General features: G+C 67.6%; 10 protein-coding genes. 7 read left to right on the top strand and 3 right to left on the bottom strand.

Annotated elements, in window-relative coordinates:
* Positions 1-215 precede the first annotated feature (215 nt).
* Positions 216-1,319, top strand: a complete 1,104-nt coding sequence (locus AC5Y5O_RS23305; RefSeq protein ID WP_165796337.1) for an oxygenase MpaB family protein — start codon at positions 216-218, stop codon at positions 1,317-1,319.
* A gap of 129 nt (positions 1,320-1,448) precedes the next feature.
* Here the strand turns inward: AC5Y5O_RS23305 and AC5Y5O_RS23300 are convergent, their stop codons facing one another.
* Positions 1,449-2,282: a thioesterase family protein gene (locus tag AC5Y5O_RS23300; RefSeq protein ID WP_207768495.1), complete on the bottom strand. Its 834-nt coding sequence runs from the start codon at positions 2,280-2,282 to the stop codon at positions 1,449-1,451.
* Positions 2,283-2,319: 37 nt separating this feature from the next.
* Here AC5Y5O_RS23300 and AC5Y5O_RS23295 point away from each other — a divergent pair, with 37 nt between their 5' ends.
* Both AC5Y5O_RS23295 and AC5Y5O_RS23290 read left to right on the top strand, forming a co-directional pair.
* Positions 2,320-3,852: a class I adenylate-forming enzyme family protein gene (locus AC5Y5O_RS23295; RefSeq protein WP_207768496.1), complete on the top strand. Its 1,533-nt coding sequence runs from the start codon at positions 2,320-2,322 to the stop codon at positions 3,850-3,852.
* Complete coding sequence (locus tag AC5Y5O_RS23290) at positions 3,849-7,076, top strand: acetyl-CoA carboxylase family protein (RefSeq protein ID WP_096291005.1); 3,228 nt, start codon at positions 3,849-3,851, stop codon at positions 7,074-7,076. Before AC5Y5O_RS23295 ends, AC5Y5O_RS23290 begins: the two co-directional genes overlap by 4 nt.
* A gap of 19 nt (positions 7,077-7,095) precedes the next feature.
* Here the strand turns inward: AC5Y5O_RS23290 and AC5Y5O_RS23285 are convergent, their stop codons facing one another.
* Positions 7,096-7,425, bottom strand: coding sequence for a PE-PGRS family protein (locus AC5Y5O_RS23285; RefSeq protein WP_096291006.1), 330 nt, complete (start codon positions 7,423-7,425; stop codon positions 7,096-7,098).
* A gap of 129 nt (positions 7,426-7,554) precedes the next feature.
* On the opposite strand from AC5Y5O_RS23285, the gene AC5Y5O_RS23280 reads away from it, so the two are divergent.
* From AC5Y5O_RS23280 to AC5Y5O_RS23265, 4 genes are read left to right on the top strand one after another with little or no spacing between them, the layout of a single operon-like run.
* Entirely contained in the window at positions 7,555-8,337 is a 783-nt protein-coding gene (locus AC5Y5O_RS23280) for an SDR family oxidoreductase (RefSeq protein WP_096286288.1), read from the top strand.
* Complete coding sequence (locus AC5Y5O_RS23275) at positions 8,334-9,515, top strand: acyl-CoA dehydrogenase family protein (RefSeq protein ID WP_096286290.1); 1,182 nt, start codon at positions 8,334-8,336, stop codon at positions 9,513-9,515. The genes AC5Y5O_RS23280 and AC5Y5O_RS23275 overlap by 4 nt, the downstream gene beginning before the upstream one ends.
* Positions 9,512-10,609, top strand: a complete 1,098-nt coding sequence (locus tag AC5Y5O_RS23270) for an acyl-CoA dehydrogenase family protein (protein WP_096286292.1) — start codon at positions 9,512-9,514, stop codon at positions 10,607-10,609. The genes AC5Y5O_RS23275 and AC5Y5O_RS23270 overlap by 4 nt, the downstream gene beginning before the upstream one ends.
* 5 nt (positions 10,610-10,614) lie before the next feature.
* Complete coding sequence (locus tag AC5Y5O_RS23265) at positions 10,615-11,844, top strand: glycosyltransferase (protein WP_096286294.1); 1,230 nt, start codon at positions 10,615-10,617, stop codon at positions 11,842-11,844.
* On the opposite strand, the gene AC5Y5O_RS23260 is transcribed toward AC5Y5O_RS23265, so the two are convergent.
* Positions 11,841-12,590, bottom strand: a complete 750-nt coding sequence (locus AC5Y5O_RS23260; protein ID WP_096286296.1) for a dienelactone hydrolase family protein — start codon at positions 12,588-12,590, stop codon at positions 11,841-11,843. The genes AC5Y5O_RS23265 and AC5Y5O_RS23260 overlap by 4 nt on opposite strands.
* Positions 12,591-12,621: the final 31 nt, after the last annotated feature.

The following is a 12,621-nucleotide window of genomic DNA, read 5'->3' as shown; positions in this document are numbered from 1 at the left end:
TTACCTACCGGCCATCCAATCGTCATTTGGTGGTTTGTCGGGGAGCGGGACTCGGTCCCGTTTGTCTTGGGTCGTTGTTGTTCGCGGCATTTTCACCCCAAAATAGAACCTGCGAAGAACGCAAAATCTGCCATGCTGTGCGTATGTCGCGCGCAATAGGGGACTCCGGGTTGACGAACGCAAAGCTCAACGCAATGCGGAAGCAAGGCGATCCGGTGGCTGACCGCGCGGTCGATGCGGTGTTTGAAGACGGCGGTGTCAGCGAGGTCAATGCGTTGCTTCACAAGCTGGTGCGCGTCGACCAACCAGTCCCCGCGGAGCTGCCTGAGGCAGTCCAGAGGTACCTGGAAGACACCGTAGACCTGCCCGAGTGGGCCGACATGGACAAGATCGCGCGCGGACAGAAGCTTTTCGAGACTATGGGTCTCCAGATCACGCTGTGCTTGTTCTGCGCGTCGCTCCCGTCGGCATACGCGGCAGCCAAAGCCGTGAAGGTGTTGTATCTGACCGCGCAGCTGGATACCAACGCACGCCGACGGGTGATGGAGACCGCCCAGTTCCTGTTCGACGTGCTCAACCCCGGCGGCCTCGATGAGAACGGTGTGGGCCGGCGCACCATCCAGAAGATTCGGCTAATGCACGCGGCGGTGCGCCGGCTGATCCAAGAGCGCAGCCAACAGCAGCCGAACCTATGGCGTCGCCACTGGGGTACACCGATCAACCAGGAGGACCTGGCCGCGACGTTGCTGGTTTTCTGGTTCGTCGTCGGCGAACCGATGGATCATCTCGGCACGCCGGTGCTCGCCGAGGACAAGGACGCCTACCTGCATTTATGGAATGTCATCGGGCATCAGCTCGGCGTGCGCGATGAGCTGTTGGTATTTGACGTCGCCGAGGCCGACGCGCTAATCGACCTCATCCGGCGCAGGCAGTTCAGGGCTTCGCCAGAAGGGCAGGACATGACCCGTGCGCTCCTCTTGTTGCTCGACCAGCTGACGCCGGGGCACACCTTCGACAAGACGATCCCGCCACTGATCCGCCACCTGATCGGCGACAAGACTGCGGACCTGCTACTGGTGCCGCGGTCCAATCTGGGGGGTGATGTCAGGCGGATACAGTGCATCACCAACTGGTTTTTCGTTCGCGTTTTTGGCAACCCGGGCAAAAGCGATTCCGAGCGCTATGGCTTCGTCTCGGACATTGTCCGTCCGTTCACGGGCGAGCTCCTGCGCGAGATGTTCAAACTCGAGCGGGGCGGCGAGCGGGCGCAGTTCGCCTTGCCTGATCATCTCGCCCGCAGCTGGGAGCTTTCGAAGTGACCGGCGGGCAATAATTCGTCCGAGCTGTCGAATTTGAGACAATGCCCGCTTCTCGGGCGCACGAACCTGGAACAGATAGTTGGTCCCGCGGCTGTGCACGGATAGTGATGTGCAAGCCACGCGGCGGTACTACGCGTGGGTCGGTTTGAATGCGTCCGCGGGCTGTGCCACCGCCAGCGCGGAGCTGGTGCCAATGGGGCCGTGGCAGTCGAACAGGGTCGCCGCACCGGTGGCCACACCGGCCGTGCCGTAGTGGCTTTGGGCGGCGAGCCCCAGGAACTCACCGTCGGGCAGTCGGCTCGCGGTCACGGTGTAGTCGGCGTTGATGTAGCGCAATCCGCCTGTGCCCCAATGCGTCAGTGAGCTGGTGATATCGCCGGCGAAGGCCAGACGGGTAAACGGCGTCAGCGGGTGGCCGTGCACCATCGGGCGAAACAGCCTCGCCCAGGCGAACTTCTGCGCGTGCGACTGCTCCCATTCGCCGGCGGAGATGCCGGGACTGCCTTCGAAGGTCGCGCCGTATCCCCAGATGTGAAACGGCATGTCGGCCGGGAAGCCCTCGTAGAACGTCGGCAGCTCCGGCATCTGCACCGGGAAGGACCACACCTGGCCGTCCGGATGATCGCCGCGGCGCAGGAACAGCGCGCTGGCCCGCGCGACGATCTCGCCGCGTTGCATCAGGGCGGCGTCGATCAGCCTGATGCGGCGGCCTTCCCGTTGTATCGAGGTCTGAATCTGCACCGGGCGCAGTAGCACGGGTCGCAACAAGTCGACGGTCAGGCGGGCGGGCTGAAAGTCCGGATCGATGCCCGATTGTTCTATGCCCCAACCCAACAGGCCTCCGACGATCTGGCCGCCCATCGCCGCGCCCCACGGGCCTTTGGTCAGCGGGCCCGGAATGTAGGAGTCGCCGTCGACAGTGAAGAACGCCTCGGGCATGATGGCGGAATCGTCGATCGTCACCGCATCACGATAGGACACCGGATAGTAAGGACCGGGCATGCCTCCAGTGATCGAAATTTCGCGTGACCACAACCCGTTCGCCACGACGGGCGTCTCCCGCGATCGCGACGGTGTCCCGCGCTACGACGATCTGCCGGCCACGCTGCTCGACATGCTGGCCGAGCAGGTCGCCCGGCGTCCCGATAGCGAGGCGGTCGTTGAAGTAGGCGCCGGCCGATTGACCTACCGGCAGCTCTGGGACGGCGCGGCGCGGGTCGCCGGTGGGCTGCGGGCAGGCGGCGGGCAATGCGGTGACCGCATCGCGGTGCGCTACCCCGCGGGCCTCGACTGGGTGTTGGCATTCTGGGGCACGGTGATGGCCGGCGGCATTGCGGTGGCGGTCAACACGCGCTCGGCGCAGCCCGAGGTCGACTTCGTGTTGTCCGATTCGGGGGCACGGGTGGATCTGGCCGCGGGCACGCCGTTGCCCGATGGACAACCGTATGTGGCCGAAGGACTCACGCGCGGCGACACGGCCGCGATCTTCTACACCTCGGGGACCACCGGGCACCCCAAAGGCGTGCCGACCACCCACGAGGCGTTCGTCATCAACACCGAGAATGCGATCCGGTGCTCGGGAATTCCACGGGACCTCGGCGAGGGGATGCGCACCCTGATATCGGTTCCGCTGTTTCACGTGACCGGCTGCAACACACAGCTTTTGGTGGCCACCCGGGCGGGGGGAACGTCGGTGATCTTGCCGGCGCTCAACCTGGACGAACTGATCGCCACCGTGGCCGCCGAGCGGATTTCACAGCTGGTGACGGTTCCCGCGGTCTACTCTCTGATGTTGCGGCACAAGCGGTTTGCTACTACGGACGTGTCCGGCGTCGGGTGGGTGGGCTACGGTGGCGCGCCCACCGCCCCTTCGATGGTGCGGTCGATCAAGGACGCGTTCCCGGGGGCGACGGTGTTCAACGGCTACGGCATGACCGAGTCGGCCTCCCTGATGACCGTGCTACCCGACTCGTACGCCATCGAGCACGCCGACTCGGTCGGCTACGCGATCCCGTCGGTGGATCTCGGCGTGATCCCCAGCGGTGCGGATCCCGGTGTTGGCGAATTGGTGGCGCGCGGGGCCAACATCACGGCCGGATACTGGAACCGGCCGCAGGCCACCGAGGCCACCATCGTCGACGGGTGGCTGCGCACCGGCGATGTGGTCCGGGTCGATGCCGCGGGCCGGGTGCACATCGTCGACCGGCTCAAGGACATCATCAACCGCGGCGGCGAGAACGTCTCCAGCGTGGAGGTCGAGGGGGTGCTGCTGGCCGCACCCGGCGTCGCCGATGCCTGCGTGCTGGCGGTACCCGACGAGGTGATGGGAGAAAAGGTCGGAGCGGTGCTGTTCGGCGGCGAAGCGCGGATTGACGTGCCGGCCGTGCTCGAGCATTGCCGTGCCCAACTCGCTGACTTCAAGGTTCCGCAATACGTCACGATCGCGTCAGAAGTGTTGCCACGCAATGCCGGTGGAAAGCTGCTCAAAGCCAAGCTCCGCGGTGAGGTGCAATGGGGCGACCCGCTGCGATGAATGCGATGTTGCTGATCGCCAACCGCGGTGAAATCGCCCTGCGGATCGTCCGCACCGCAACCGAATTGGGTATGCCGACAGTTGCGGTCTACGCCACCGACGATGCCGAGAGCCCGCACGTGCATGCGGCCGACGAAGCGCTCGGTCTGCCGGGCAGTGGGCCGGGCGCCTACCTGGACCAGTCCTCGATTCTGGCGGCAGCGAGAAACGCCGGCGCGCAGCTGATTCATCCGGGTTACGGCTTCCTCTCCGAGAACGCCGATTTCGCCCGTGCCTGCGCCGCGGCCGGGTGCACGTTCGTGGGTCCGGATGCCGAAGTGCTCGAGGCGGTCGGCAATAAAACCTCCGCGCGTGCCGCCGCCATCGCCGCGGGTGTGCCGGTGCTGCCGGCGACCGACGGGCCCAGCAGCGTCGAGGATGTCCGGGCATTTTTCGCCGCTCGAGACGGGGCGATCATGATTAAGGCGGTGGCCGGCGGGGGTGGACGCGGGATGCGCCGCGTGGACAGTGCGGCTCAAATCGACGACGCCTACCGCCAATGTGCGGCAGAGGCGCAACTGGGATTCGGCAATCCGGCGGTATTCGCCGAGGGGATTCTCGACGACGCCCGGCACATCGAGGTGCAGGTCGTCGCCGCGCCGGCCGGGCCGAGAACGCATGCGCTCGCCCTGGGTGATCGCGACTGCAGCATCCAGCGGCGCTACCAAAAGATCGTGGAAATTGCGCCGGCACAGGGGCTTTCGGATGTGTTGCGCCGTGATCTGCAGGTGGCCGCGGCCCGGTTGTGCGCGCGGGCCGGTCTGCGCGGACTGGCCACCGTCGAATTCCTGGTCGCCGGTGAGAAATTCGTCTTCCTCGAGATCAACCCCCGCATTCAGGTCGAACACACGATTACCGAGGAGACCACCGGGGTAGACCTGGTGGCCGCCCAGCTGGCTATCGCCGGTGGCGCCTCCTACTACGAGTTGGGGTTGCCCTCGGGAATCGCCTCGGACGGTGAAGAAGTCATCGGTGAGCCGGCTGTTCGGCGCGGCATTGCGATACAGGCCCGGGTCAATATGGAAACCCTGACGTCAGACGGCAGCGTGGTGCCCACGGCGGGTGCCTTGACGGTGTTTTCGCCGCCGAGTGGTCCGGGAGTGCGGGTGGATACCTTCGGCCGCACCGGCCTGACATTGAGCACGCGATACGACTCGCTGCTGGCCAAGGTCGTCACCCATGTCCGCGGATCCTCGTTCAGCGCGGCGCTGCGTAAGTCGCGGACCGCGCTGGCAGAATTCGAGGTCGAGGGTGTCCGGACGAACATCAATTTTCTGCGAGAGTTGTTGTCCGACAGTCAGGTTCAATCTGGTGTGGTGGCAACGACCTTCCTCGACGCGAGGCTCCCCGAGCTGGCGGCCGCGGCGCTGACCCACGAGCATGACACCCGGGTCGCGTCCGTCGAGCTGTATCCCGGTGAGGACGCGCTGCGTGCCCAGCTGGCCGGCACCGTGGTGGAGGTGGCGCCCGAGGGTGCCGAGCTTTCGCCCGGTGGTCAACTGGTCGTGCTGGAGGCGATGAAAATGCAGCATGTGCTCGTCGCGCCGGATGCGCTGCGCACGGTCCGCAACCTCGTGGCCCCCGGCCAGGTCGTCGGCACCGGTGATCCGCTGGTGGTCTTCACCCGCACCGGGGACGGCGTCGGTCGCGAGTCCGCCAGCGCCGCAGTCGATCTCGACCGGCCCCGAGCCGACCTGGACGAGGCGCGGCGGCGCCACCTGATCACCCTGGACGAGGGCCGCCAGCCGGCGGTCGACAAACGGCACAAGCAGGGTCGTCGCACCGCCCGGGAGAACATCGCCGATCTGATCGACGACGGCAGCTTCGTCGAATACGGTGCGCTGGCCATCGCGGCGCAACGCAGCAGGCGCACGGACGAGGATCTCATTGCCAACACGCCGGCCGATGGTCTGGTTGCCGGCTTGGCGACCATCGGTGCCGACCGATTCGGGCGGGCCGCGGCCGAGGCGGTCGTCGTGTCCTACGACTACACCGTGCTGGCCGGGACGCAGGGCATGCGCAACCATGCCAAGACGGACCGTGTCTTCGACGTGGCCGCGCGAAAAGGGTTGCCAGTGGTGCTGTTTGCCGAGGGCGGTGGCGGGCGGCCCGGTGACACCGACGTCGGTGGCGCGGCCGGGCTGGACGTGCCGACGTTTCGGGTGCTCGCCGGGTTGCGCGGGCGGGTGCCGTTGGTGTCCGTCGTGTCCGGGCGTTGCTTCGCCGGCAACGCCGCGCTGGCCGGGGTGTGCGATGTGATCATCGCGACCCCGGACGCCAACATCGGGATGGGCGGGCCCGCGATGATCGAGGGCGGCGGGCTCGGGGTGTATCCGCCCGAGGCGATCGGCCCGATCGACGTGCAGCGCCACAACGGGGTGGTGAGCCTGGTCGCGCGCGACGAGGCGCACGCGGTAACACTGGCCAAGCAGTACCTGTCGTACTTCCAGGGCAGCATCGCCGACTGGGCCGCGCCCGACCCACGTCTGGCCCGGCATGTGGTGCCCGAGAACCGGTTACGCGCCTACGACGTGCGCCGCGCGATCGAGGCCATCGTCGACGTCGGCTCCGTCCTCGAGCTGCGGCCCGACTACGGCGTCGGCATCGTCACCGCACTCGTCCGAGTCGAGGGTGAGGCTTATGGGCTGCTGGCCAACAGCAGCCATCACCTGGGCGGCGCGATCGACGCCGAGGCGGCCGACAAGGCCGGTGACTTTCTCACCCTGTGCGAATCGTTTCGGCTGCCGGTGATCTCGCTATGCGACACACCGGGATTCATGGTCGGACCGGATGCCGAGAAACAGGCCGCCGTCCGCCGGTTCGGCCGGATGTTCGTGCTCGGTGCCCGGCTGACGGTGCCGCTCGGAATGATCATCTTGCGCAAGGGATATGGATTGGGCGCAATGGCGATGGCGGGCGGTTCCTTTCACGCTCCGCAGTTCACCGTCGCGTGGCCGACGGGGGAGATCGGCGGCATGGGCCTGGAAGGCGCGGTGCGCCTGGGCTTCAGCAAGGAGCTGGCCGCGGCGGCCGATGCCCAGGAGCGTGAGCAACTGTTCGAGAAGCTGGTGGCGGCGGCCTATCAACACGGCAAGGCGCTTCGGGCCGCCACCACGTTCGAGCTGGACGACGTAATCGACCCTTCAGACTCCCGGGCCTGGATCACCAGGCTCGCGAGAGTCTGAAGGGTCGTCTCTGGGGGAATCAGGCGTGGCCGGATCCGCAGCCGACGCCCGGCAGACATCCGGTGCCGCCCGGAACGCCACCCGGGCCCGCGTTCTGGCCGCCGGAGCCGCAGCCGACACCGGGGATGCAGCCGGTGCCACCGGGTCCTCCACCGGGTCCGCCGTTCTGGCCGCCGGAACCGCAGTTGCCGTTGGGGTCGCAACCGCCGCCGCCCGGGTCGTCCTTGAAGACGATGTGGGTGGGCGCGGGGCTGGTCATTGCCGGTGCGGTCGCAAAACTATCCGCCGCGGCCATCGGTGCAGCGGCGATCGCAGCAGCAACGGCGCCGCCGATGACTAGTGGTTTCAGGAGGGTCAATTTCGCTAACATGCGACTCGCATACCACGCACGCGCGCGGACAAAACCTCTCTGCGAAAGATTGATTGCAATCGACGTTCGTCGCTGACGCGGGCCCCACGACACAAAAGGTGTACAACGATGACCACACTGGATCTGACCGGCCGTACGGCGATTGTCACGGGGGCCTCGCGCGGAATCGGATTGGCTATTTCGCAACAGCTGGCGGCCGCGGGCGCCAATGTGGTGCTCACCGCCCGCAAACAGGAAGCGGCCGAGGCGGCGGCGGCTGAAGTAGGGGAACGGGCGCTCGGTGTCGGCGCTCACGCGGTCGACGAGGACGCCGCGCGCAACTGTGTGGAGATCACCCTGGAAAAGTTCGGCAGGGTGGACATTTTGGTCAACAACGCGGGTACCAATCCGGCATTCGGCCCGCTGATCGACCAGGATCACGCACGGTTCAGCAAGATCTTCGACGTCAATCTCTGGGCTCCGCTGCTGTGGACATCGCTTGTGGTCAAGGCATGGATGGGCGAGCACGGTGGCGCCGTCGTCAATACCGCGTCCATCGGCGGGCTGCACCAATCGCCGGGGATGGGGATGTACAACGCCACCAAGGCAGCGCTGATCCACGTCACCAAACAATTGGCTCTGGAGCTGTCGCCGCGCGTGCGAGTCAATGCCATCGCCCCAGGCGTCGTCCGCACCAGATTGGCTGAGGCGCTGTGGAAGGACCACGAGGATCCGCTGGGGGCGCAGATCGCGCTGGGTCGCATCGGCGAGCCCGTCGATGTCGCGAACGCGGTCGCTTTTCTGGTCTCCGACGCGGCGAGCTGGATTACCGGCGAGACGATGGTGATCGACGGGGGGCTGTTGCTGGGCGGCGCGCAGGGCTTCCAAATGCGCCCCGGGGACAACCGATGAGTAGCGACGACCTGGACGTACGGGTAACGGCACTGCTGGACGAGCACGACCCGGCGGCCAGCGACCCGCGCGATTTCCTCGGCGCGCAATTCGATGCCGGGCTGGCCTGGGTCCACCTGCCGCGGGGTTTCGGCGGCCTGGACCTGCCACGCAAAGCTCAGGAGTACGTCGACACCCGGCTCGCCGCGGCCGGTGCACCGGTGGGCGGGACGGTGAAGAACTACATCGGCATGGGCATGGCCGCTCCCACGATTGCGGCCTTCGGCACCGACGAGCAGAAGCGAAAGTTCTTGCGTCCGCTGTTCACCGGTGAACAGATCTATTGCCAGTTGTTCAGCGAACCCGGTGCCGGATCGGATCTGGCCGGGGTGGCCACCCGCGCGGTCCGCGACGGCGACGACTGGATTGTCAACGGGCAGAAGGTTTGGACGTCGCAGGCGCAGAACGCCCAGATGGCCATCCTGGTTGCCCGCACCGACCCGACGGTGCCCAAACACGCTGGCCTGACTTACTTTCTGTGCGACGTGACCCAGCCCGGTGTCGAGATCCGGCCGCTGCGCCAGATCACCGGCGAGGCCGAGTTCAACGAGGTGTTCCTCACCGATGTCCGGGTGCCCGACGCGAATCGGCTCGGACCTGTGGGCGGTGGCTGGCGGGTCGCGACCACCACGCTGAACAACGAGCGGGTCGCGATCGGCTCTCGTTCCGGTGTGCCCCGCGAAAGCGGCCACATCGGCAAGGTCGCCCAGGCGTGGCGAAACGAGCCCGCACTGCGTAATCCCGCGATGCACGACGAGCTGATGCGACTGTGGGTCGAGGCGGAGGTGCTGCGGCTGGCCGGCGAACGGTTGGGGCAGCAGGCCAGCACCGGCCAGCCCGGGCCGGAGGGCGCCGGCATGAAGATCGCCTTTGCGACGCTGGCGCAGGCGATCTCGGGGTTCGAGATCGAAATGCACGGCGAGGCGGGACTGCAGTACGACGACTGGACCATGCGCAGACCCGAGACGGTCGACCTGATCGGTCGCGAACCCGGTTACCGGTATCTGCGCGCGCGGGGCAACTCGATCGAGGGTGGCACGTCAGAGATCTTGCGCAACACCATCTCCGAGCGAATTCTCGGCCTGCCCGGCGAACACCGCGTCGACAAGGATATCGCCTGGAAGGACTTGGCTCGATGAGCATCGGTGATCTGCTGTACGCCGATACCGAGGACGCCTTGCGGGACAGCGTCCGTCACCTGTTCGCCGACCGGTGTCCACCCGAGGTGGTGGCCCAGGCCTATGATCCAGCGCCACAGGACTTTTCCGACGTGTGGCGGCGACTGGCCGGTGACCTGGGGATAGCCGGCCTGCTAGTGCCCGAGTCGCTCGGCGGTGCGGGCGCCAGCGCGCGCGAGGCCGCCGTGGTGATGGAGGAGATCGGCCGCGCGGTCGCGCCGGTACCGTTTCTGTCCAGCGCGGTGCTCGCCACGGTTGCGCTGTCGCGTGCCGGTGAGACCGACACCCTGTCCGCGCTGGCTCAGGGGGAGCAGACCGCCACGCTGGTGGTGCCGCTGTCCATCGCTCCCGGCGATCCGATCGCCGGCGTGAGCACCGGCCCGGACGGCTTGACCGGGGCGGTCAGCAGCGTGGCGGGCGCCGCCGAGGCCGACGTGTTGGTGGTGCCGGTCGCGGGCGCCGACGGACTCGAGTTGCACACCGTCTCCAGGAGTGCGGCCGGGGTCGAGGTGTCCCCGCTGCTGGCTCTGGATATGACGAGACCCCTTGCGAATGTCCAGTTTTCGGCGGCGCCGTCAACGCCTGTGGGGCCGGCGGGCGAATCGTTGACCGCGGCGCTGGAGACCGGTGCCGCGCTGTTGGCCTCCGAGCAACTCGGGGTGGCGCAGTGGTGCTTCGAGACCACCCTGGCTTATGCCAAGCAGCGCAAGCAATTCGGCCGCGCGATCGGGTCCTACCAGGTGATCAAACACCGGTTGGCGGATCTGTGGTTCGAGGTCGGGTCGGCGACGGCCGCGGCGCGCCACGCCGCGGACGCCTGCGCTCGGGAAGATCCGGACGCCAGCATCGCCGCGGCGGTCGCGCAGGCCTACTGCAGTGGCATCGCGGTGCATGCGGCGCAGGAGTGCGTGCAACTGCACGGTGGCGTCGGCATGACGTGGGAGTATCCCGCACACCTGTACCTCAAGCGGGCCAAGAGCGATCAGTTGGCCTTCGGCACCGCCTACCGTCATCGGGCCCGGCTGGCCGCCCTGGTCGATCTGCCGGTCGCGTAATCGCCATGCGGGTGCTGTTGTCGACGTACGACACCCGCGGCGGTGTCGAACCACTGCTGGCAGTCGCGGTGCAGCTGCAGGCGCTCGGCGCCGAGGCCGTGGTGTGTGCGCCGCCCGACGACGAATTCGCCGAGCGGGCAGCCGCTTTCGGGATACCACTGGTGGGATTCGGTCCGCCGGTGCGCGCGATGACGACCGCCGCGGCGCAGTCGTCGGAGGCGGACGTGCGCGCGCATGTGCTGGGTCTGCTCGCCGCGCAGTTCGACACGGTCGCTGCCGCTGCGCAGGGCTGCGACGCGATAGTGGCGACCGCCCTGGTGTGGACGGCGGCCGGCGCACGCTCGGTGGCCGACAAACTCGGCATCCATTACGTCTACGGCAGCTATCACCCGACCCACCTGCCGTCGCCGTATCACCCGCCGCCGGAGTTCGTGGGCCGGGCAATGGGGACCAGCGAGATCGACAACCGGATGATGTGGAACCACAACGCCCACAACGCCACTATGTTGTTCGGTCCGACGCTCAACAGTCACCGGGCCGCGATCGGCCTCGCCCCGGTGGACGACGTGCGCGGCTACGCCTACACCAACCGCCCGTGGCTGGCGGCCGACCCGACCTTAGGCCCCTGGCAGCCGCTCGCGGACCTGCACGTCGTGCAAACCGGCGCCTGGGTGCTGCCCGACGCGCGTCCCCTGCCGGCCGAGCTGGAGGAGTTCCTGGACGCCGGCACGCCACCGGTGTACCTGGGCTTCGGCAGCATGCCGCTGTGGGGTTCCAAGGATGTCGTCCCGATGGCGATCGAGGCCATTCGCGCCCAGGGCAGGCGTGTGTTGCTTTCGCACGGCTGGGCCGAGCTGGTGCCGATCGACGACCGCGACGACTGCCTCGCCGTCGGTGAGGTCAACCAGCAAGCGCTGTTCGGGCGGGTGGCCGCCGTCGTGCACCACGGCGGCGCGGGCACGACGACGACGGCAGCGCGCGCCGGCGTGCCTCAGCTCGTGGTGCCGCAGGGGGCCGACCAGGTGTACTGGGCCTGCCGGGTGGCGGAGCTGGGCATCGGCACCGCCTGCGACGGTCCGACGCCGCCCCCGGGCTCGCTGCCGGCCGCGCTCGAGATGGTCCTGGCCGACGAAACCCGCGCCCGGGCGAACGCGGTGGCGGCCATGACCCGCGGCGACGGTGCGGCGGTGGCGGCGAAGTTGTTGCTCGACGCGGTGAGTCAGAACAGCCCTTAGCGCGGCAGCGCCGAGGCGAAGAGCTCGGCCATCGCTCGCCAATGCCGCTCGGCCGCGGCCTCGTCATAGGGGGCGTTGTCCGGGACCGCGAAGCCGTGAGCCGCGGCGTACCACTCGATGGTGTGGCGCACACCGGCAGCCGTCAGCGCCTTGTCGAGCTGTTCGGCATGGTCGGTGGTGAACGACGCATCGTTCTCGGCGCCGCCGACGTAGACCGTGGCGGTCATCTTCTCGGCCAGCAGATGTGGGCTGTCCGCGGTGTCCGACACCAGGCCGCCGCCGTGGAAGGACGCCGCGGCCGCGACGCGGTCGGGAATCCGGCCGGCCACCAGCAGCGAGATGCGCCCGCCCATGCAGTAGCCGCACACGCCGAAGCGCTCACCGGATACCTCGGGGCGGTCCGACAGGTAGTCGAAGAACGCGCGGCCGTCGCTGGTGATCTTGTCCGGCGTCAGGTTGCCGATCATCGAAAACAGGCGCTTGCGTTCCTGTTCGTCGCCGAACACGCTGGCCATGTCGAACGGGGCCCAGCCGGCGTTGCGGTAGTACACGTCCGGTAACAGCACCGTGTAACCGAATCCGGCCAGTTTGGCCGCCATCTGCTGGAAGGTGTCGCGCACGCCGCCGGCGTCGGGATACATGATCACGCCGGGGTGGGGGGCTTGGGTGTCTGGGCCCCCGGGGGTGAACAGGTGGACCGTGCAAGTCCCGTCGGCGGTGGTGATGGTGTCGGTGATGTTCGGCATGGCACCCGTTCTACTCCTGGGGTCTAGACGT

Source organism: Mycobacterium sp. NGS40 (assembly GCF_059812735.1).
The sequence above is the reverse complement of the archived record's forward strand: the minus strand, read 5'-3'. Positions and strand labels throughout refer to the sequence as shown.